The 21,013-nt window shown below is 63.2% G+C and carries 21 protein-coding genes; 12 read left to right on the plus strand and 9 right to left on the minus strand.

Annotation, left to right across the window (positions count from 1 at the left end; genetic code table 11):
• Positions 1–47 precede the first annotated feature (47 nt).
• Positions 48–1,307, minus strand: coding sequence for a threonine/serine exporter ThrE family protein (locus tag ABQ039_RS16540; protein WP_024938335.1), 1,260 nt, complete (start codon positions 1,305–1,307; stop codon positions 48–50).
• A gap of 49 nt (positions 1,308–1,356) precedes the next feature.
• Between ABQ039_RS16540 and ABQ039_RS16545 the strand changes: the two genes are divergently transcribed.
• The 4 genes from ABQ039_RS16545 to ABQ039_RS16560 all read left to right on the plus strand — a co-directional run bounded on the left by ABQ039_RS16545 (position 1,357) and on the right by ABQ039_RS16560 (position 5,102).
• Positions 1,357–2,586: an MlaE family ABC transporter permease gene (locus ABQ039_RS16545; protein ID WP_372358572.1), complete on the plus strand. Its 1,230-nt coding sequence runs from the start codon at positions 1,357–1,359 to the stop codon at positions 2,584–2,586.
• Positions 2,587–2,671: 85 nt separating this feature from the next.
• On the plus strand, positions 2,672–3,514 hold the full coding sequence (locus ABQ039_RS16550) for an ABC transporter ATP-binding protein (RefSeq protein ID WP_054592900.1): 843 nt from the start codon (positions 2,672–2,674) through the stop codon (positions 3,512–3,514).
• 2 nt (positions 3,515–3,516) lie between these two features.
• Positions 3,517–4,443 carry an MlaD family protein gene (locus tag ABQ039_RS16555; RefSeq protein WP_011035876.1) on the plus strand — a complete coding sequence of 309 codons (927 nt, stop codon included), beginning with the start codon at positions 3,517–3,519 and terminating at the stop codon, positions 4,441–4,443.
• Positions 4,440–5,102, plus strand: coding sequence for an ABC-type transport auxiliary lipoprotein family protein (locus tag ABQ039_RS16560; RefSeq protein WP_104575397.1), 663 nt, complete (start codon positions 4,440–4,442; stop codon positions 5,100–5,102). The genes ABQ039_RS16555 and ABQ039_RS16560 overlap by 4 nt, the downstream gene beginning before the upstream one ends.
• Here the strand turns inward: ABQ039_RS16560 and ABQ039_RS16565 are convergent.
• The gene (locus tag ABQ039_RS16565) at positions 5,099–5,698 is read right to left on the minus strand and encodes an alpha-ketoglutarate-dependent dioxygenase AlkB (protein ID WP_184611379.1); all 600 of its coding nucleotides are present in this window, start codon (positions 5,696–5,698) and stop codon (positions 5,099–5,101) included. The genes ABQ039_RS16560 and ABQ039_RS16565 overlap by 4 nt on opposite strands.
• A 127-nt stretch (positions 5,699–5,825) precedes the next feature.
• On the opposite strand from ABQ039_RS16565, the gene ABQ039_RS16570 reads away from it, so the two are divergent.
• The gene (locus ABQ039_RS16570) at positions 5,826–7,475 is read left to right on the plus strand and encodes an electron transfer flavoprotein-ubiquinone oxidoreductase (RefSeq protein WP_024938340.1); all 1,650 of its coding nucleotides are present in this window, start codon (positions 5,826–5,828) and stop codon (positions 7,473–7,475) included.
• Between the two features lie 54 nt (positions 7,476–7,529).
• Here ABQ039_RS16570 and ABQ039_RS16575 read toward each other — a convergent pair whose 3' ends face one another.
• The 3 genes from ABQ039_RS16575 to ABQ039_RS16585 form a co-directional block, all read right to left on the minus strand.
• Positions 7,530–8,066, minus strand: coding sequence for a hypothetical protein (locus ABQ039_RS16575; RefSeq protein ID WP_184519504.1), 537 nt, complete (start codon positions 8,064–8,066; stop codon positions 7,530–7,532).
• A gap of 73 nt (positions 8,067–8,139) precedes the next feature.
• Positions 8,140–8,799: a CoA transferase subunit B gene (locus ABQ039_RS16580; RefSeq protein WP_179465187.1), complete on the minus strand. Its 660-nt coding sequence runs from the start codon at positions 8,797–8,799 to the stop codon at positions 8,140–8,142.
• Positions 8,799–9,530 (minus strand): CoA transferase subunit A, encoded by a 732-nt coding sequence (locus ABQ039_RS16585; RefSeq protein WP_349778345.1) that lies wholly within the window; start codon positions 9,528–9,530, stop codon positions 8,799–8,801. The genes ABQ039_RS16580 and ABQ039_RS16585 overlap by 1 nt, the downstream gene beginning before the upstream one ends.
• A gap of 134 nt (positions 9,531–9,664) precedes the next feature.
• Between ABQ039_RS16585 and ABQ039_RS16590 the strand changes: the two genes are divergently transcribed.
• Together ABQ039_RS16590 and ABQ039_RS16595 are read left to right on the plus strand one after the other, a co-directional pair.
• Positions 9,665–11,011 carry a phosphomannomutase gene (locus ABQ039_RS16590; protein WP_349778346.1) on the plus strand — a complete coding sequence of 449 codons (1,347 nt, stop codon included), beginning with the start codon at positions 9,665–9,667 and terminating at the stop codon, positions 11,009–11,011.
• 49 nt (positions 11,012–11,060) lie between these two features.
• Positions 11,061–12,464, plus strand: a complete 1,404-nt coding sequence (locus ABQ039_RS16595; protein WP_102251245.1) for a mannose-1-phosphate guanylyltransferase/mannose-6-phosphate isomerase — start codon at positions 11,061–11,063, stop codon at positions 12,462–12,464.
• 115 nt (positions 12,465–12,579) lie between these two features.
• Here ABQ039_RS16595 and rfbD read toward each other — a convergent pair whose 3' ends face one another.
• From rfbD to rfbB, 4 genes are all read right to left on the minus strand, one after another.
• Positions 12,580–13,488 carry a dTDP-4-dehydrorhamnose reductase gene (rfbD, locus tag ABQ039_RS16600; protein ID WP_184519498.1) on the minus strand — a complete coding sequence of 303 codons (909 nt, stop codon included), beginning with the start codon at positions 13,486–13,488 and terminating at the stop codon, positions 12,580–12,582.
• Positions 13,485–14,042 carry a dTDP-4-dehydrorhamnose 3,5-epimerase gene (rfbC, locus tag ABQ039_RS16605; protein WP_184519495.1) on the minus strand — a complete coding sequence of 186 codons (558 nt, stop codon included), beginning with the start codon at positions 14,040–14,042 and terminating at the stop codon, positions 13,485–13,487. Before rfbC ends, rfbD begins: the two co-directional genes overlap by 4 nt.
• Positions 14,039–14,926 carry a glucose-1-phosphate thymidylyltransferase RfbA gene (gene rfbA / locus ABQ039_RS16610; RefSeq protein ID WP_179465182.1) on the minus strand — a complete coding sequence of 296 codons (888 nt, stop codon included), beginning with the start codon at positions 14,924–14,926 and terminating at the stop codon, positions 14,039–14,041. The genes rfbC and rfbA overlap by 4 nt, the downstream gene beginning before the upstream one ends.
• A gap of 63 nt (positions 14,927–14,989) precedes the next feature.
• Positions 14,990–16,045, minus strand: a complete 1,056-nt coding sequence (gene rfbB, locus ABQ039_RS16615; protein WP_184519493.1) for a dTDP-glucose 4,6-dehydratase — start codon at positions 16,043–16,045, stop codon at positions 14,990–14,992.
• A 226-nt stretch (positions 16,046–16,271) separates the two neighbouring features.
• Between rfbB and ABQ039_RS16620 the strand changes: the two genes are divergently transcribed.
• From ABQ039_RS16620 to ABQ039_RS16640, 5 genes are read left to right on the plus strand one after another with little or no spacing between them, the layout of a single operon-like run.
• Positions 16,272–17,018 (plus strand): electron transfer flavoprotein subunit beta/FixA family protein, encoded by a 747-nt coding sequence (locus ABQ039_RS16620; protein WP_184519490.1) that lies wholly within the window; start codon positions 16,272–16,274, stop codon positions 17,016–17,018.
• Positions 17,018–17,962 carry an electron transfer flavoprotein subunit alpha/FixB family protein gene (locus tag ABQ039_RS16625; protein WP_184519487.1) on the plus strand — a complete coding sequence of 315 codons (945 nt, stop codon included), beginning with the start codon at positions 17,018–17,020 and terminating at the stop codon, positions 17,960–17,962. Before ABQ039_RS16620 ends, ABQ039_RS16625 begins: the two co-directional genes overlap by 1 nt.
• Before the next feature lie 54 nt (positions 17,963–18,016).
• Positions 18,017–19,120: a DegT/DnrJ/EryC1/StrS aminotransferase family protein gene (locus ABQ039_RS16630; protein ID WP_184519484.1), complete on the plus strand. Its 1,104-nt coding sequence runs from the start codon at positions 18,017–18,019 to the stop codon at positions 19,118–19,120.
• Positions 19,114–20,064 carry a glycosyltransferase gene (locus ABQ039_RS16635; protein ID WP_184519481.1) on the plus strand — a complete coding sequence of 317 codons (951 nt, stop codon included), beginning with the start codon at positions 19,114–19,116 and terminating at the stop codon, positions 20,062–20,064. Before ABQ039_RS16630 ends, ABQ039_RS16635 begins: the two co-directional genes overlap by 7 nt.
• The gene (locus ABQ039_RS16640; protein ID WP_184519478.1) at positions 20,061–20,999 is read left to right on the plus strand and encodes a WxcM-like domain-containing protein; all 939 of its coding nucleotides are present in this window, start codon (positions 20,061–20,063) and stop codon (positions 20,997–20,999) included. Before ABQ039_RS16635 ends, ABQ039_RS16640 begins: the two co-directional genes overlap by 4 nt.
• Positions 21,000–21,013: the final 14 nt, after the last annotated feature.

Raw genomic sequence — 21,013 nt, forward strand, 5'->3', positions numbered from 1 at the left:
AAAAACGCCGGCAGTGCCGGCGTTTTTTATTGCGCGTTTTCTGCCGGTCATAAATTCTTGCGGGCCGGAATCAACAGATTGCCGAACAGCAATCCGGCCATCAAGGCCATCACGATATTGGTCACCGCCAATAGCGCGGCCTGCCCCACACTGACATCCTGTTGCTGTATCAGGGTCAGAAAGCCGCGCAGGCTGACACTGCCCGGAACCAGCATGATGATGCCGGGCAAACGGATCAATGCCCCGGGTTTTTGTATCACCCGCCCGAACAGATTACCGGCGGCGGTCAATGCCATGGCCGATGCAAAGACACCGGCCGGACCGCCCCAGGCATGCCCGGCATAACGCGCGATGACATACCCGGACATGGCCGCCGCCATGATCCATAAATAATCGCGTCGATTGGCCTTGAACAACACCGCAAACGCATAAGCGGCCACCAGCAGCGAGGCCCATTCCACCCAGCCGGCCTGCGGGCGCAATGCGGCCACCTGCGGGTGCAGGCCGAGCACCTGGGTCAGCGTCACCGCGATCACTGCACCGACGGTGAGCTTGAGCACCGTGGTCACCGCACCGGCCAGCCGCGCCGTGCCCGAGACCCAGTGCTGGCTGGCCAGTTCGTTGAAGGCATTGGTCAACGACATGCCGGGCAGCAGCACCACCAGCGAGGCGATGATCACCGTGTTGAGGTTCAGTGGCCCGACCAGCGAAGCCACCACTGCGGCCACCACCCCGGCCAGCAGGCCGGCCAGCGCCTCGCCGGCTTCCTTGGTCGCCGGCCGCCTGTCGGTGTATTGGGTCAGCAGGCCGATCGACATGCCGATCGCGCCGGCGGTGGCGATATCCAGCCAGGGCAGTTTCCACAGCCCTGCCACGCCGGCGGCGGCCAGCCCGAATGCCAGCACCTGCATGGTCTTGCCGCGCCGATCGACCTCGCGGTCCAGCCGCCGCAGCGCGGTGTGGCCCTGCGCGATGCTCATGCGCCCGTTGGCCACGCCGTCGGCCACGTAATCGGCCACGCTGAGCTTGTAAAGGTCGTTCTCGCCCGGAGCCAGCCGGATCACCCGGGTGATGTCGCTGGAGCCGATGGCCTTGGTCGGGTCGCTGAAGCTCAAAATGATCCCGGTGGGATTGGACCAGGGCTCGCAGTCCAGGCCCAGCTTGTGCGACAGCCCGACCACGGCGGCCTCCAGGCGCTGCGCCGTGGTGCCGTAGGAATGCAGGCGTCCGGCGATTTCCGAAACAAAGGCGACGCGCTGGGCATAGGTGGCGCTGGCGGACGGTTGGACGACGGTGGCAGCGGACATGCGTGGCGGGTCGGATCGGAGAAACGCCGTCTGGCGAGACCGTCAGTGTATGCCGCAGCGCACCTGGCCGGCGCGCCGATTGTCTGTGCCGGGACCGCAGCGGCGAAGCGTCCCCATCATTCGCTCACGCCGGGCGCGGTATGCTGGCGCCACGGACAGGCCACCCATGATCAAAGCGCAACCTCCACGCATCGAACAAGACTCGCAGGATCACGCACAGGTCCGCCTTGCTGGCAGTTGGGTCCTGGCGACCGCGTTGCCCCAGGCCGAGCTGCTGCAGGCCGTGCCCGAAGGGATCCGGCGCATCGACGCGCGCGGCATCGGGCAACTGGACTCGGCCGGGGTGCTGCAGCTGCTGCGCTTCGCCAGCCGCATGGGCCTGAAGGAAGACGCGATCGACTTCCGCGATGAGCACCAGGCGCTGGTGTGCACCATCGAGGAACTCAACGACGAACGCCCCAAGCCCAAACGCGACTACGGCTTCGTCGCCGCGCTGGACCGTCTGGGCCGCACCACCCACGGCGTCGGCCAGGGCATTCTGGAGCTGAACAGCTTTCTGGGCGAGAACCTGGTCAAGATCGCGCGGCTGATCCACGAGCCGCGGCGCTTCCGCCTGACCTCCACCGTGCACCACATGGAGCAGGTCGGCCTGGATGCGGTGCCGCTGGTGGTGCTGCTGTCGTATCTGGTCGGCGCGGTGATCGCATTCCTGGGCTCGACCATCCTGCGCGACTTCGGCGCGGAGATTTACGTGGTGGAGCTGGTGTCGATCGCCTTCCTGCGCGAATTCGCGGTGCTGCTGACCGCCATCGTGCTGGCCGGGCGCACCGCCAGTGCGTTTACCGCGCAGATCGGTGCGATGAAATCGCGCGAGGAAGTGGACGCGATCCGCACCCTGGGCCTGGACCCGATCGACCTGCTGGTGATTCCGCGCCTGCTTGCGCTGATCTTCACCCTGCCGCTGCTGACCTTCATCGCGATGATCGCCGGCCTGGCCGGTGGCGTCACCGTGGGCGCATTCGATCTGGATATCCCGCCGCAGATGTACCTGGCGCGCATGCACGACACCATCCAGCTGCGGCATTTCCTGGTCGGCCTATCCAAGGCGCCGCTGTTTGCGCTGGTGATCGGCCTGATCGGCTGCCTGGAAGGCCTGAAGGTCAGCGGCACCGCGCAGTCGGTTGGCGAACGCACCACCTCCTCGGTGGTGCAGACGATTTCCTTGGTCATCATCCTCGACGCGGTCGCCGCGCTGTGGTTCATGAAGATGGGGTGGTGATGAGGCTGGGATTCGACATTCGGAATTCGGGATTCGTGCAAGGCAGGAGCGCAGCTGGCGCCCTGACACTCGGGAGAACTGTGCTGTGACCAATCCCGAATCCCAAATCCCCAATCCCGGCACAGAGACCGACGCCGACGACGACCAGCTGGCGATTTCGGTGCGCGGGCTGACCAATCGCTTCGGCAGCCAGGTCGTGCATGAGGACCTGGATTTGGACGTGCGTCGCGGCGAGATCCTGGGCGTGGTCGGCGGCTCGGGCACCGGCAAGTCGGTGCTGATGCGCAGCATCCTGGGCCTGCGCGAGCCCGACGCCGGCAGCATCCAGGTGTTGGGTGCGGACGCACGCTCGGGCCGTTTCGCCGACCGCCAGCACATCACCCGCAATACCGGGGTGCTGTTTCAGGACGGCGCGCTGTTCTCGTCGATGACCGTCGGCGAAAACGTGCAGGTCCCGCTGAAGGAACATCACGGCGAATTTCCCGAGCGCTGGTATTTCGAGCTGGCGCTGCTGAAGATCAAGCTGGCCGGCCTGCCGGCCGATGCGCTGGACAAGCTGCCCTCGCAATTGTCCGGTGGCATGCGCAAGCGCGCCGGCCTGGCGCGGGCGCTGGCGCTGGATCCGCCGCTGCTGTTTCTGGACGAGCCCACCGCCGGGCTGGACCCGATCGGCGCGGCCGCCTTCGACCGGTTGATCCGCACCCTGCAACAGGCGCTGGGCCTGACCGTGTTCCTGATCACGCATGACCTGGATACGCTGTACGCCATCTGCGACCGCATCGCGGTGCTGGCCGATCGCAAGGTGATCGCCAACGCGCCGCTGGCCGAAGTCGAGCAGATCGACCACCCCTGGATCCAGGAATATTTCCACGGTCCGCGCGCCCGCGCCGCGCGCGCGGCCAAGACCGACTCCACCGAGACCGCCTGAGCATGGAAACCAAAGCCAATTACGTCCTGATCGGCGCCTTCACCATCGTGGCGGGCCTGGCCCTGCTGCTGTTCGGGCTATGGGCCGCGAAATACTCCTCCGACCGTACCTGGCAGCAATACCGGGTGGTGTTCCGCGAGGCGGTGACCGGCCTGTCGGTCGGCAGCCCGGTGCAATACAACGGCATCGCGGTCGGCTCGATCACCGAGCTGACGCTGGCACCAAACGACCCGCGCCAGGTGGTCGCGCACGTGCGGGTGAACTCCACCACGCCGATCAAGAGCGATACGCGCGCCAAGCTGGCCATCACCAGCCTGACCGGCCCGTCGATCATCCAGCTCTCCGGCGGCACGCCCGAGGCACCGTCGCTGACCACCATCGACAAGAGCGATGCGCCGATCATCCAGACCACGCCATCGGCATTGCAGAACATCACCGACACCGCCAACCGCATCGTCGAACGCATGGACCAGATGCTCTCGGACAAGAACGTGGCCAGCATCACCGCCACCTTGCAGAATCTGGAAAAGATCAGCGGCGGCATCGCCGACCGCGACGAAGGCATGCAGGCGCTGATCGTCAGCGCGCGCGATGCCGCACGCAATCTGGACACCACCCTGACCACCACCAACGGCACCATCAAGCGACTGGACCAGAACCTGGTGCAGCAGCTGCCGGGCATCCTGGAAAAGCTCGATGCCACCCTGGTCAAGCTGGATTCGGCCGCCGGCAACGCCGACAACATCCTTGGCGAGAACCGCGCGGCCATCAATAGTTTTGCCAACGACGGACTGGGCCAGCTCGGGCCCACGCTGACCGAATTGCGCGGCCTGATCCGCGACCTGCGCCGGGTCAGCGACAAACTGGACAACAACCCTGCGCGCTACCTGCTCGGCCGCGACGCACCCAAGGAGTTCGAACCGAAATGACTGCCATGCGCCTGTTGCGTCCCATGTTGTGCGTCTCGTTGCTGGCGCTGGGCGGCTGCTCGGTGTTGACCGGCGGCGACAAGAAGCCGGCCACCATTTACGCACCTAATGTGCGGATCGCGCCGAACCCGTCCTGGCCGCAGGTGAGCTGGCAGCTGTCGGTGTCCAAGCCCAGCGCCGCGCGGGTGATCGACAGCCCGCGCATCAACGTGCGCCCGACCCCTGGTGAGTTGCAGGTCTATCACGGCGCAGGCTGGGCGCAGCCGGCCACCGATATGCTGGAAGACAGCGTGGTCCGCGCGTTCGAGGACTCCGGCAAGATCGCCGCCGTCGCCCGTATCGGCACCGGCATCCGCTCCGACTACAAGCTGGCGATCGACCTGCGCCGCTTCGAGTCCGATTACGCCGGCCAGTCGCTGCCCTCAGCCACCATCGAACTCAATGCCAAACTGCTGCACGCCGCCGATCAGCGCGTGGTGGCTTCGCGCACCTTCCTGGTCGCACGCCCGTCCAGCGGCACCGACACGGCTGCGGTGGCAGCGGCATTCGAACAGGCGATGACGCAGGTCACCACCGAACTGGTCGGCTGGACCTTGGTCACCGGCCAGCAGGACAGCCAAAGCCTGCCGCGTCCGCTGTCACCGCGACAGCCGAACTAGCGTTGGGGAGCACGCGGCGCAATCTGACGAAAGGTCAGATTGATGCGCTCGCCGATGGGCTTCGCGGTGCGCGGCAATGCATGCTTGTAGTGGCGCTGGGTCTCGCCTGCCATCAGCAGCAGATCGCCGTGCCCCAATTCCAGCGTCTGCTTCAACGCAGCATCGTCGCGATGCTTGAATGCAAAGCGCCGCGTCGCGCCCAGGCTTACCGAGGCGATCAATGGTCGCGCTCCCAACTCCGGCTCGTCGTCGCTATGCCAGCCCATCGCATCGTTGCCGCTGCGGTAACGGTTGGCCAGCACGCTGTTGAACGGCGCCCCGGTTTCGGCCTGCAGGCGTGCGCGTAGAGGTTGCAATACCTCAAGCCACGGCTGCGGCGCGAACTGCGTGCCCGAGTAGCGATAGCTGGCGTCCGGATCGCCCATCCAGCTGCTCAGACGCGGCGAATCCACCGTCCGCCCGAACATGCGGATACGGTGTACTTCCCATTGCACCTGCGTCAGCAGCGCCTGCAGCAGCGCATCGGCCTGCGCGCGCGGCAACCAGCCGCGACACCAGGCGATCTCCGCTTGCGGCAATGCCACCCGAATCTTCATGCATCAAACGCTAGCACGCGCCCACTGAGTGGAGGCTGCGCGGCGCGGATGAATCGATCCGATTTGCCGCCGTCACATCGAATCCCGGAAAATGCGCGGCAGCCATCGAGCCAACGGGAGCGGAGCAATGTCGGAAGCAGGAGTCGGCGCAAATGCGCCAGAGACGGTCGAGCGCGACGTGATGGAGTACGACGTCGTCACCGTCGGCGCCGGTCCGGCCGGGCTGGCCTTTGCGATCCGGCTCAAGCAGCTCGATCCGGCCATCAGCGTCTGCGTGATCGAAAAATCCAGCACCATCGGTGCGCATATCCTGTCCGGCGCGGTGATCGAGCCGGGCCCGCTGGATGCCTTGCTGCCGGGCTGGCGCGACAACCCGCCGCCGATCTGCGTGGCTGCCACCGACGACGAATTCTGGTTTCTCGGCAAGGACAGCGCGCGCAAGTTCCCGGTGGTGCCGCCGGGCATGCGCAACCACGGCAATTTCATCGTCAGCCTGGGCGCAATGTGCGCCTGGCTGGCGCCGCAGGCCGAAGCGCTGGGTGTGGAGATCTACCCCGGCTTCGCCGCCGCCGAAACCCTGCACGACGACAACGGCCAGGTCATCGGCGTGCGTATCGGCGACATGGGCGTGGCCAAGGACGGTTCGCACAAGCCCGGTTACACCGCCGGCATCGATATCCGTGCCAAGGTCACCGTGCTGGCCGAGGGCGCGCGCGGGCATCTGACCAAGCGCCTGCTCAAACGCTTCGACCTCACCGCCGATGCCGACCCGCAGGGCTATTCGATCGGTATCAAGGAGCTGTGGCAGGTACCGGAAGGGCGCGTCAGTCCCGGCAAGATCGTGCACACACTGGGCTGGCCGGCCGACAACCGCACCTACGGCGGCAGCTTCCTGTATCACCTGGACAACAACCAGATCGCGCTCGGTTACGTGAGCGGGCTGGACTACAGCGACCCGAAGTACCAGCCGTGGGAAGCCTTCCAGCAATGGAAGAACCACGCGCTGATCAAGCCATTGCTGGAAGGCGGCAGCATCCTCTCGGCCGGCGCGCGCGCCATCGTCACCGGCGGCTGGCAGTCGCTGCCGAAGGTGGAAATGCCCGGTGCCCTGCTGATCGGCGACACCGCCGGCCTGCTCAACGTGCCCAAGATCAAGGGCACCCATCAGGCGATCCGCAGCGGCATGCTGGCCGCCGAACATCTGGTGCAATCGCAGCTGGCGCCGCAAGGCTTCGACGCGAAACTGCGCGCGTCCGATGCGATGGCCGAGTTGAAGCAGGTGCGCAACATCAAGCCCGGTTTCAAGAAGGGCCTGTGGTTCGGCCTGCTCAATGCCGCCTGGGAAACCGCGCTCAAGGGCGCCTCGCCATGGACGCTGAAGAACAAACCCGACTGGTCGGCATTGCACAAGATCGGCGATTACGAGCAACCCAACCGCGACTACGGCACGCGCGAGCTCGCCCCGCGCGACCGCCTTCAGGCGGTCTACTTCGCTGCCACCGAGCACGACGAAGACCAGCCCGTGCATCTGAAGGTGCTCGACACCGACGTCTGCGCCACCCGCTGCGTACAGGAGTACGACAACCCCTGCACCCGCTTCTGCCCGGCCAACGTCTACGAAATGGTCGCAGACACCGGCAGCCCCTCCGGCAAGCGCCTGCAGATCAACGCCGCCAACTGCGTGCACTGCAAGACCTGCGACATCAAGGACCCGTACGAGATCATCACCTGGGTCACCCCGGAGGGTGGTTCGGGCCCGAACTACCAAAATCTATAAATAAAAAAAGGCGCTCATATGGCGCCTTTTTTCAGACCCAATAATCTGTACAGATTATTTAACAGGGTCAAGCTCCAGCGTTGGCTGTCCGAAATCAGAAAACCAGCTAACACCTTCCTGTACGAGGTCAACCTTGAGCTTACGTCCATCTAAACGCGATTCTAGTGGGAACTGCACAGTGACGGACGCTGCGTTACCTGGCGCAATGTCGGGCAAGGACGTACGCGAAAAATCTCTTACCATCCCTTCTGCGCTACCGCCAGGGCCAAGAATCTGAACCCCTAAATTAACAGGCGGATTGCTAGCCCCTGAAAGTGCCGCAACGCCATGGTTTTCCACTTTCACCACAAAACTGACAGACCCAGAGGCTGTGTCAACCTTGGGCTGAGACTCAAGCGTTAACTTCACACCAACTTGATCTGCTGTAAGTCTTATAATTTCCTGAGCAGCAATAGGCTTTGCAGGTTCAGAAGATTTCGCAGCAGCAGTGGAATTTTTAGAAACCTCGGGTGCATTTGACTCATTCTTACTGCATGCCACCGTCATCATCGCCATCGCGATAGACAGCGTAAATATATATGAGCGTTTCATCATTTGACCTAAAAGTGGTTAATTAAAATGATCGTGAAGAATTCACCAAGAAAATTGGTGCTACTGGCACATACTACACTGCAAACGCCCGCTTGAATTGACCTCCTACACGATACTCGACACCTGTTCTCTCTCGAAGGTCAAGCTCACTTACCCCATCCGCCGCCTCCACCAGCACCAGCCCGCGATCGGTGACGTCGAATACCGCCAGGTCGGTGATGATGCGATCGACCACGCCGACGCCGGTCAATGGCAGGTCGCATTCGCGTAGAATCTTGTGGCTGCCGTCCTTGGCGACGTGTTCCATCAGCACGACAACGCGCTTGACGCCGGCCACCAGGTCCATCGCGCCGCCCATGCCCTTGACCATCTTGCCAGGCACCATCCAGTTGGCCAGGTCGCCGCGCTCGGTCACCTGCATCGCACCGAGAATCGCCAGATCGATGTGCCCGCCGCGGATCATCGCAAACGAGTCGTGGCTACCGAAATAACTGGCGCCGGCACGCGCGGTCACTGTCTGCTTGCCGGCGTTGATCAGGTCCGCATCCACCTCGTCCTCGCTAGGAAACGGACCGATGCCGAGCAGGCCGTTCTCCGATTGCAGCCACACGTCCACGCCATCGGGAATGTGGTTGGCCACCAGCGTCGGCAGACCGATACCCAGGTTGACGTAGGCACCATCGGTCAATTCACGCGCCGCACGTGCGGCCATCTGGTCTCTGGTCCAGGCCATCAGTGCTGTCCTTCGCGCACGGTGCGCTGTTCGATGCGTTTTTCCGGGGTGGCGTTGAGCACCAGCCGGTCGACATAGATGCCGGGCAGATGCACCTGGTCCGGATCGATCGTGCCCACCTCCACGATCTCCTCGACCTCGGCGACGCAGACGCGACCGGCCATGGCGCAGGCCGGGTTGAAGTTGCGCGCGGTCTTGCGGAACACCAGATTGCCGGCCGTGTCCGCACGCCAGGCCTTGACCAGCGCGACGTCGGCCTGCAGTGCGGTTTCCATCACGTACTGCTTGCCGTCGAATTGCCGGGTTTCCTTGCCCTGGGCGACGATGGTGCCGTAGCCGGTTGCGGTATAGAACGCGGGAATCCCCGCACCGCCCGCGCGCAGGCGTTCGGCCAGCGTGCCTTGCGGGTTGAACTCCAGCTCCAGTTCGCCGGCCAGGTACTGCCGCTCGAATTCCTTGTTCTCGCCCACGTAGGACGAAATCATCTTGCGGATCTGCCGGGTGGCCAATAATTGACCCAGCCCGAATCCATCGACGCCTGCGTTGTTGGAGATCACGGTCAATCCGCTGACCCCGCTCGCGCGCACTGCCGCGATCAGCGCTTCCGGGATTCCGCACAATCCGAAGCCGCCGACCGCCAGGGTCTGGCCATCGGCCAGCACCCCATACAGCGCCGCCCCGGCATCGGCATAGCGTTTGCCGCTTGCCGCACCACGTCCACCATTGCTCATCACCGCCCTCGCCTCGCTGATGTGAAGCGGCCATTCTAGCCGCTGACTGTTCCCTGTCCCCGATCGCAATTCCGCCACACCCAAGACACGGCACAGCCGCTAAACTCGGAATTCCCCCATCCCAGGAATTGCCCATGACGCTACCCGCCTTCAAGGCCTACGACATCCGCGGCCGCGTGCCGGATGAACTCAACGAGGACTTGGCGCGCCGCATCGGCGTGGCATTGGCGGCGCAGCTGGAGCAAGGGCCCGTGGTCCTGGGCCACGACGTGCGCCTGGCCAGCCCTGGCCTGCAGGAGGCGCTCTCGGCCGGCCTGCGCGCCAGCGGCCGCGAAGTGATCGACATTGGCCTGTGCGGCACCGAGGAGGTTTATTTCCAGACCGATTACCTCAAGGCGGCCGGCGGCGTGATGGTTACCGCCAGCCATAACCCGATGGACTACAACGGCATGAAGCTGGTCCGCGAGCAGGCGCGACCGATTAGCTCCGACACCGGCCTGTTCGCGATCCGCGACACCGTCGCTGCCGATACCGCCGCACCCGGCGAGCCAACCGCAAGCGAGCAGAGCCGCACCGACAAGACCGCCTACCTGGAGCATCTGCTCAGCTACGTGGACCGCAGCACGCTCAAGCCGCTCAAGCTGGTGGTCAACGCCGGCAACGGTGGCGCCGGCCTGATCGTCGACCTGCTTGCACCGCAGCTGCCGTTCGAGTTCATCCGCGTCTTCCACGAACCCGATGGCAACTTTCCCAACGGCATCCCCAACCCGCTGCTGCCGGAGAACCGCGACGCCACCGCCAGGGCGGTCAAGGAACACGGCGCCGACTTCGGTATCGCCTGGGACGGCGACTTCGATCGCTGCTTCTTCTTCGACCACACCGGCCGCTTCATCGAAGGCTATTACCTGGTTGGCCTGCTGGCCCAGGCGATCCTGGCCAAGCAGCCGGGTGGCAAAGTCGTGCATGACCCGCGCCTGACCTGGAACACCGTCGAGATGGTCGAGGACGCCGGCGGCATCCCGGTGCTGTGCAAGAGCGGCCATGCCTTCATCAAGGAAAAGATGCGCAGCGAAAACGCCGTGTATGGCGGCGAGATGAGCGCGCACCACTATTTCCGCGAGTTCGCCTATGCCGACTCCGGCATGATCCCGTGGTTGTTGATCGCCGAGCTGGTGTCGCAGTCGGGTCGTTCGCTGGCGGATCTGGTCGAGGCGCGCATGCAGAAATTCCCCTGCAGCGGCGAGATCAACTTCAAGGTGGACGATGCCAAGGCAGCGGTTGTCCGCGTGATGGATCACTACGGCGATCAGTCGCCGGAACTGGACTACACCGATGGCATCAGTGCCGACTTCGGCCAATGGCGTTTCAACCTGCGCAGCTCCAACACCGAGCCGCTGCTGCGTCTGAACGTGGAAACGCGCGGCGACGCCGCCCTGCTGGAAACGCGCACACAGGAAATTTCCAACCTGCTGCGCGGCTGATTCACTCCCTCTCCCACCTTATAGACGCACTTTGGAGTTTCCCCCGCCCATGAGCGACGTCCTACCTATCATCCTATCCGGCGGTTCCGGCACGCGCCTGTGGCCGTTGTCGCGCGAATCGTATCCCAAGCAGTTCCTGCCGCTGGTCGGCGAGCACAGCATGCTGCAGGCCACCTGGCTGCGTTCCGCCCCGGTGGCGGCGCATGCCCCCATCGTGGTGGCCAACGAAGAACACCGCTTCATGGCCGCTGAGCAGTTGCAACAGTTGGGCGTGAAGCCGTCGGCCATCCTGCTCGAGCCCAAGGGCCGCAATACCGCACCGGCCATCGCCGTTGCTGCACTGGAAGCGACTCGCGACGGTAGCGATCCGCTGCTGCTGGTGCTGCCGTCCGATCACGTGATTCAGGATGAAGCGGCATTCCAGGCCGCGGTCACCTTGGCGGCGACTGCGGCCGAACAAGGCAAGCTGGTCACCTTCGGCATCAAGCCCACCGCGCCCGAAACCGGCTACGGCTATATCAAGGCAAGCGCGGGTACCGGCGTCAGCGCCGTCGAACGCTTCGTCGAAAAGCCCGACCTGGCCACCGCGCAAGGCTATCTGGCCAGCGGCGAGTATTACTGGAACAGCGGCATGTTCCTGTTCCGTGCCTCGCGCTATCTGGAAGAACTGCGCAAGTTCCAGCCCGCCATCGCCGATGCGTGCCAGAAGGCGTGGGAAGGCGGCAAGCGCGACGCCGACTTCACCCGTCTGGACAAGGATGCGTTCGCCTCCAGCCCGTCGGATTCGATCGACTATGCGGTGATGGAAAAGACCGCCGATGCAGTGGTGGTGCCGCTGGATGCCGGCTGGAACGATGTCGGTTCGTGGTCGTCGCTGCTGGACGTGTCCAAGCAGGACGCCGACGGCAACGCGCATCATGGCGACGTGATCCAGGTCGACTGCCGCAACACCTACGCCTACGGCTCGCGCTTGATTGCCATGGTCGGCCTAGAAGACGTGGTCGTCGTCGAGACGCCGGACGCCGTGCTGGTCGGTCATCGCGATCGCATCCAGGAGGTCAAGGATGTGGTCGGCCAGATCAAGACGGCTGGCCGTTCAGAGGCCACCTGGCATCGCAAGGTCTATCGCCCGTGGGGCGCCTACGATTCGATCGACATGGGCCAGCGCCACCAGGTCAAGCGCATCACCGTCAAACCCGGTGCGGTGCTGAGCCTGCAGATGCACCACCATCGCGCCGAACACTGGATCGTGGTGAGCGGAACCGCCGAAGTCACCCGTGGCGACGAGGTGCTGCTGCTGACCGAAAACCAGAGTACCTACATCCCACTGGGCGTGACCCATCGCCTACGCAATCCGGGTAAGTTGCCATTGGAGCTGATCGAAGTGCAGTCCGGCAGCTACCTGGGCGAAGACGACATCGTGCGTTTCGAAGACACCTACGGGCGCGCCTGATCGGTCGCTTGCAGGACTTTGCAACACATACGCAAACAGCCGGGGATTCCCGGCTGTTTGTTTTTGCGGCCTGCATGGATCGGCGGAACTATCGCCACCGCCCGGAGTCGCCGATTTACTGTCTGGCAGCGGCGATTTCGGCAATCACGCGCTGCAGGCCGAGCTGCCAGTCCGGCAACACGATGTCGAAGTCGCGCTGCAGTTTGTCGATCGACAGCCGCGAGTACGCCGGCCGCGTTGCGGGCGTCGGATAGTCGGCGGTCGTGATCGGCACCACGCGCGGTGCGCGCGACAACAGGCCTGCGCTGACAGCTTGCTGGAAGATCGCCTCGGCAAAGCCATGCCAGCTGGTCTGCCCTGCCGCCGTGAGGTGCCAGGTACCCGACGTGTCGGGTGTGCGTTGGCGCAGCAACTGCGCAGTGACATCGGCAATCAGGGCGGCCGGTGTCGGTGTTCCGACCTGATCGGCCACCACCCGCAGCTCATCGCGCTCGGCACCGACACGCAACATGGTGCGCAGGAAATTCGCGCCGTGCGAGGCATACACCCATGCCGTGCGCAGGATCAGATGCTGCGCACCCGAAGCACGGATGGCCTCCTCGCCAGCAAGCTTGGTCTCGCCATACACACCCAGCGGCGAGGTGTGCGCATCCTCCGGATACGGCGCGGCGCCCTGACCGTCGAAGACGTAGTCGGTCGAGTAATGCACCAGCGGTACGTCGTTGGATGCACACCATGCGGCGATGACGCCGGGCGAGGTCGCATTGGCGCGCAATGCGCCGTCGCGGTCCTGCTCGGCGCGATCCACTGCGGTATAGGCGGCGGCATTGACGACGCGGCTCGGGCCGATCCGCTCCAGCAAGGACGTCAGCGTCTGCGGTGCGTCGAAGTCCGCCACCTCGCAGGCACTGCCATCAGGCAACTGCCCGCTGCGCGTGGTGGCCTGTACTGCACCATCGGCTGCCAGTGCGCGCAGCAGCTCGGTGCCGACCTGCCCGTTCGCTCCAAAGACCAATGTGGTCACGGGGTAAACACCGGCAAGCGATCGACCGCCACGTCACCCAGGAACGGCGCGTCGGCATCCTTGGCAGACAGCAACGGATCGCTGATCGGCCAATCGATCCCGATCGCAGCGTCGTCCCAGCGCACGCCGGCATCGGCTTCCTTGACATAGACGTCGGTGCACAGGTAACTGAACACTGCACGTTCGGACAACACTGCAAAGCCGTGCGCGAAGCCTTCCGGAATCCAGAACTGCTTCTTGTTCTCCGCGCTCAGCACCACAGCCGCCCATTGACCGAAGTTGGGCGAGCCGTGGCGCACATCGACGGCGACGTCATAGACCTCGCCCTCCAGCACGCTGACCAACTTGCCCTGCGGACGCGGCCATTGGTAGTGCAGACCACGCAGCACGCCCTTGGCGGAGGTGGACACGTTGCTCTGCACGAATTGCGTCGGCAAGCCGTGCTGACCAAAGCGTTCGGCATTCCATGTTTCAAAAAAATAGCCGCGCGCATCGCCGAACACCGCCGGTTCGAGGACGACGCAGCCAGGCAACGCCGTTTTGATCACTTTCAAGGGACAACCCCTCGACTCGCTAATTCGTATAAATATTTACCATAGTCATTCTTCAACAACGGCGCCGCCAGACGCTCCAGCTGCTCGGCATCGATCCAGCCCTGACCAAATGCGATTTCTTCCGGGCAGCACACCTGCAGGCCCTGGCGCATCTGGATGGTCTCGATGAAATTGGCCGCTTCGTGCAATGACTGATGCGTGCCGGTATCCAGCCATGCATACCCACGCCCCAACGGCTCCAGGTGCAGATTGCCGGCATCGAGATAGCAGCGATTGAGATCGGTGATCTCCAGCTCGCCGCGCGGCGAAGGCTTCAACGCAGCCGCGTAGTCGCTGGCCTTGCCGTCATAGAAATACAAGCCGGTGACGGCGTAGTTGGAACGGGGCTTTTCCGGCTTTTCGGCAATATCGATGACCTTGCCTTGCTGATCGAATTCGGCAACGCCGTAGCGCTCCGGGTCGTTGACCCAGTAACCGAAGACGGTTGCACCCTGCTCACGCGCATCGGCGCGGCGCAAGGTATCGGTCAGGCCATGCCCATGGAAGATATTGTCGCCCAACACCAGGCAACTCGGCTTGCCGTCGACAAACTCGCGGCCGATCAGATAGGCCTGCGCCAGACCATCGGGGCTGGGCTGCACGGCATACTGGATATTGACGCCCCACTGGGAACCATCGCCCAGCAGCGTCTGGAACAGCGCCTGCTCGTGCGGCGTGTTGATGATCAGGATGTCGCGGATACCCGCGAGCATCAGCACGCTCAGCGGGTAGTAGATCATCGGCTTGTCGTACACCGGCAACAGCTGCTTGCTGACGCCCTTGGTGATCGGATACAGGCGCGTGCCGGAGCCGCCCGCCAGAATGATGCCTTTACGTTGTGTCATCAGGTATGTCCTGTTGAGGCCCGCACACGCTTACATGCGCGGGCTCTTGCCTAAGGGCTCGCGTTAGGCCGCGGCGCCGATCCGTTCCAGCCGATAGCTGCCATCCAGCACGCCCTGCACCCAGGCCTGGTTGGTCAGGTACCACTCCACCGTCTGCGCGATGCCTTGCTCGAAGGTATAGGCCGGCTCCCAGCCCAACTCGTTCTTCAACTTGGAGGCATCGATCGCGTAGCGACGGTCGTGTCCGGGGCGGTCGGTGACATGGGTGATCTGGCTCGCGCGCGGTTTGCCATCCTCACGCGGGCGATGCTGATCCAGCAGCGCACAGATCGCCTGCACGACCTCGATGTTCTGGCGCTCGGAGTTGCCGCCCACGTTGTAGGTCTCACCGACCTGGCCCTTGGCCAGCACGGTGCGGATCGCCTCGCAGTGGTCGCTGACGAACAGCCAGTCGCGTACCTGCTTGCCATCGCCGTACACCGGCAACGGCTCGCCGGCCAGCGCCTTGGCGATCACCAGCGGAATGAGCTTTTCCGGGAAATGGTATGGGCCGTAGTTGTTCGAGCAGTTGGTGGTCAGCACCGGCAGCCCGTAGGTGTGGTGGAACGCACGTACCAAATGATCCGAGGCGGCCTTGGATGCCGAGTACGGGGAATTGGGCGCATACGGCGTGGTCTCGGTGAACTTGCCGGTCTCGCCCAGCGTGCCATAGACCTCGTCGGTGGACACATGCAGGAACCGGAAGGCCTCGCGACGCGCATCCGGCAGTGCTTTCCAGTAGTCGCGCACGGCCTCGAGCAAGGCCAGGGTACCGACGACGTTGGTCTGGACGAACGCGCCAGGGCCTTCGATCGAGCGATCCACATGGCTTTCGGCAGCGAAGTTCAGCACTGCGCCCGGCTGATGTTCCTGGAGCAGACGGGTCACGAGCGCGCCGTCGCCGATGTCGCCCTTAACGAAGACATGGTCGGCATTGCCTTCCAGCGAGGCCAGCGTGTTCAGGTTCCCCGCATAGGTGAGCGCATCGAGATTGATCACGCGGATCCCGCGTGCAACTGCTTCAAGAACAAAGTTTCCGCCGATAAAGCCGGCACCGCCGGTTACTAGCCAAGTCGCCACTGTCTATTCCTCCTGGTCGCGCGCACCGCGCTGCGTTTCAAACCACACAGGATATACGGTCCCTGACGAGATCGGGCTTAAGCGACACTCCGCTGAGGCGTCGAAGTGCCGCACTGCAGCATCCATACCCCATCGCATGGTGCCACTGCTTGGTTAGAATGGCTCCACTCCCGAGCTTGCCGCCGCGGCCGGGCCTTCCCGCAACAGCTGAAGGATCTCGTACACGATGAAAATCCTCGTCGCCTACAAGCGCGTGGTGGACTACAACGTCCGCATTCAGGTCAAGCCCGATGGTTCCGGTGTGGTCACCGATGGCGTCAAGCTCTCGCCCAACCCGTTCGACGAAATCGCCCTGGAAGAGGCGTTGCGCCTACGCGACGCCGGCATCGCCACCGAGGTGGTGGTCGCCACCCTGGCCCCGGCCGATGCAGCCGCGCACCTGCGCAACGGGCTTGCGATGGGCGCCAACCGCGCCATCCACGTGGTCACCGACGCGGCAATTCAGCCCTTGACCGCCGCGCGCACCCTGCTCAAGCTAGTCGAGAAGGAACAGCCGGACCTGGTCATCCTGGGCAAGCAGGCGATCGACGACGACGCCAACCAGACCGGCCAGATGCTGGCCACCTTGTGGGGTCGCCCGCAGGCGACCTTCGCCGGCAAGCTGGTGGTCGCCGTTGGCAAGGCCACGGTGACCCGCGAAGTCGATGCCGGCCTGGAAACGCTGGAAGTGGACCTGCCGGCGGTGGTGACTACCGATCTGCGCTTGAACGAGCCGCGCTTCATCAAGTTGCCGGACATCATGAAAGCCAAGAGCAAGCCGCTGGAAACGCTGGCCTTTGCCGATCTCGGTGTCGATGCGCATGACAGTCTCAGCACCACCCACTACGCCGCGCCGTCCAAGCGCAGCCGCGGCGTGATGGTCAAGGACGCCGCCGAGCTGGTGGCCGCACTCAAGCAGAAGGGGTTGCTGTAATGGCCAAGGTTCTCATCGTTGCCGAACATCTCAACGGCCAGCTCAATGCGGCCACTGCCAAGACCCTCAGCGCCGCGCTGGCGGTGTCGGCCGAGTCCATCGACATCGTCGTGCTGGCGGCTGATCCGGCCGCGGTTGCGGCGCAGGCCGCGCAGCTGGCGGGTGTTGCTCGCGTGCTGACGGTGGCAAACGCCGCCAACGAACATGCCATCGCGCAGGTGCTGGGGCCGCAGATCGCCCAGCTCGCCGGCCAGGGCTACACCCATGTATTCGGCCCCTCGACCACGTTCGGCAAGGACCTGATGCCGGTGGTTGCCGCGCTGCTGGGTGTCAACCAGGTCTCCGACCTGATGGCGGTCGAAGATGCCTACACCTTCAAGCGCCCGATCTACGCCGGCAACGCGATCATCACGGTGAAAGCGCCGGGCGACCAGGTCGTGGTCGCCACCGTGCGCAGCGCCTCCTGGCCGGAAGCGGCAGCCGGCGGCAGTGCGACGGTCGAAGCGGTCACCGTCGATGCCGCGCTGCCCACCCATACCCGCTTCGTCGGCCTGGCCGCAGGCAGCTCCGACCGCCCGGACCTGCAGAGCGCCAAGCGTGTGGTCTCCGGCGGCCGCGGCGTCGGCTCGGCCGAGAACTTCCAGCACATCTACAGCCTGGCCGACAAACTCGGCGCCGCTGTGGGCGCTTCGCGCGCCGCCGTGGACGCCGGCTACGTACCGAACGAGCTGCAGGTCGGCCAGACCGGCAAGATCATCGCCCCCGAGCTGTACGTGGCGATCGGCATCAGCGGGGCGATCCAGCATCTGACCGGCATCAAGGACGCCGGCACGATCGTGGCGATCAACAAGGACCCTGAATCGCCGATCTTCGAGATTGCGGATATCGGACTAACAGGGGATTTGTTCAAAATTCTACCAGAGCTCGAATCTGAACTAAGCTAGTGCCCCATTTTCGGGCGGCCGAGTAGCCGCCTTGATTCATACTTCAGGATATCCATGACTACGCCCATCCCCGTCAATGCCCTCGACCGCCACATTGGCCCAATCGCCCAGCAACTCGAAGAGGCTGCTGCCCAGGCTATCGGCAGCGGTTATTACGTGCTTGGCCCGAGCGTCAAAGCGTTTGAAAAGGAATTCGCTCAATGGTGCGGAGCTGGCGATTGTGTCAGTGTCGCCAATGGCACCGAGGCGCTCGAACTGGGTTTGCGTAGCTTAGGGGTCAGTGAAGGAAAACGGGTGGGCGTAGTCGCCAATGCCGCCATGTATGGGACGACTGCGGTGCTTGCGTGTGGGGCTGAACCAGTTTTTATCGACATTGAGCCAGTCACTTGCACCATGTCACCAGCTGCGCTTGAGGCTGAGCTAGCCAAGGGCAAAATCGACGTCGTCATTGTTACCCATCTCTATGGAAAGTTAGCCGATATGGCTGCTTTCACAAAGTTAGCAAAAGAGCATAACTTTGCCATTTTCGAGGACTGCGCACAGGCGCATGGCGCAAGCGATGCCCAGGGGCGCAAGGCCGGCACTTTCGGAAAGGCCGCCAGCTTCAGCTTCTACCCCACTAAGAATCTGGGTGCGCTAGGCGATGGCGGTGCCGTCACTACTAACGACCCCTCCATCGCCGACAAACTCCGCAAATTGCGCCAATACGGCTGGACAGCAAAGTACCGCAATGAACTGCTGGGCGGCCGCAACAGCCGCCTCGATGAAATCCAGGCAGCCTTCCTGCGAGTAATGCTGCCATTGCTCGACGGCTGGAACTCCCGCCGCCGTGACATTGCCAACCGCTATTCGCGCGAGATCAAACACTCCGACATCGTGGTACCTCCGGTGGGTGGCGAGGATTTTGTGGCCCATCTCTATGTAGTGCACACCAGCAATCGTGCAGGGCTACAGCAGCACCTCGCCGATGCTAGCGTGAACAGCGAGGTGCATTACCCTACCCCCGATTACCGGCAGCCCCTGTTCGCAGGGCGCTTTGACGGCATTGCGCTCAAGGCCACGGACCATTCGTGCTCACACGTGGTAACTCTGCCTTGCTTTCCGGAGCTTACTGACGCAGAAGTGTCCCGAGTCATCGAGGCCTGTAACTCGTGGTAAAGCCGCGCTACTCGGTAGTGATCCCCGTTTACAAGAACGAGGGATCCATTCCAGCATTACTTTTGGCTCTGGATAAACTGGCCAGCGACCTCGAAGCGCCACTTGAGGTGGTCTTTGTCGTCGATGGAAGCCCCGATGCCAGTTTTGCTCTTCTGGAACAAGGCCTCCCCACAATGGCCTTCCAGGCACGTTTGATACTACTGTCACGCAACTTCGGCGCGTTCGCGGCAATCCGCTGCGGACTCTCCGAGGCCGCCGGCGAGTACATTGGCGTCATGGCAGCCGACCTGCAAGAGCCGCCGTCGCTCATGCGCGAATTTTTCGCCGCGCTGGCTACGAAACCGCTAGACGTCGTCTTTGGCAAACGTGTCGGCCGTGTCGATCCAGGCCTCAGCAAGCTCGCTTCCACCATTTTCTGGGGAGCATACCGGCGTCTGGTCCAACGCGATGTACCTCGTGGTGGTGTGGATGTGTTTGCCTTGACGGCACCATTCCGTGACCGCCTCGTCGCGCTAGGGGAAGCTAATAGCAGCCTCCTGGGTCTCTTATTCTGGCTGGGCGGTCGTCGCGAGTTCATCGGTTACGCGCGCCTCCAACGTGAACACGGCAAGAGTGCATGGACCTTGAAAAAGAAGGTCACCTATCTACTCGACAGCGTATTCGCTTTCTCCGACCTGCCAGTACGCATTTTGATGGGTGCAGGCATGCTGGGACTCGGCGTGGCGGTGCTTCTAGGCCTGGCGGTGCTTATAGCTCGTTTCGCAGGCAGCTATGAAGTGCCAGGTTATTCCATGTCAATGCTCGCAATCCTCTTCTTCGGCGCGCTCAATACCTTGGGCATCGGCATTGTTGGCAATTACGCGTGGCGTGCCTATGAAAATACCAAACAGCGCCCTCTCGACATTGTTTCCCTGCAACTCGATTTTCCCGGAAAACAACAATGAACTTTTATGTGCATGAAAAAGGACTTTGCGAATCGACGGCCATCGGCGATGGCACGCGAATCTGGGCGTTTGCCCACGTGCTACCAGGCGCACGCCTAGGCGCTGGTTGCAATATCTGCGACGGAGTATTCATCGAGAATGACGTCGTTGTCGGCGACAACGTTACGGTGAAATGTGGCGTCCAACTGTGGGACGGAATCACCCTTGAGAACGACGTATTTGTTGGCCCCAATGCTACGTTCACCAACGATCTCCGCCCCAGGAGCAAGATATATCCTGAGACGTTTCTTCGCACGGTGGTCGAGGTAGGTGCATCGATCGGTGCAAACGCTACGATCCTGCCTGGCATCCGCATCGGCCGCAACGCGATGGTTGGCGCTGGTGCAGTCGTTACGCGCTCGGTTCCCCCTAATGCCATCGTAGTGGGCAATCCTGCCAAGATCGTGGGTTATTCCAATACCGGCACCGTCGCGGTGGACAAGCTGCAACCCCAAGGAACGAAGACAGGTATCCATCCGTCGTCTGTTCGCGGAGTACAGATGCACACGTTCAATGCCATCGCTGACATGCGCGGCAGCCTGTCCGTCGGTGAATTTGAAAAAGAGATTCCATTTGCGCCAAAACGTTACTTCCTTGTTTATGCCGTACCCACTGCGGAAACCCGCGGCGAGCACGCGCACTTGGAATGCCACCAGTTCCTTATCGCGGTGAAGGGCTCGGTGCACGTTGTGGCCGACGACGGCAGACAACGCGAGCAGTTCGTACTCGACAAGCCAAACTTCGGCCTATACCTGCCGCCCATGACGTGGGGCATTCAATACAAATACTCCGAGGACGCGGTGCTGCTCGTATTCGCATCGCATTTCTACGACTCGGCAGATTACATCCGCGAGTACGGCGCTTTCATCGAACAGGTGCGTGACAAACACGCATGAGCATGTTGGTCCTG

It is taken from the genome of Xanthomonas sp. WHRI 6108, from assembly GCF_040202385.2.
In the GTDB taxonomy this organism is placed as follows: Bacteria; Pseudomonadota; Gammaproteobacteria; order Xanthomonadales; family Xanthomonadaceae; genus Xanthomonas; species Xanthomonas arboricola.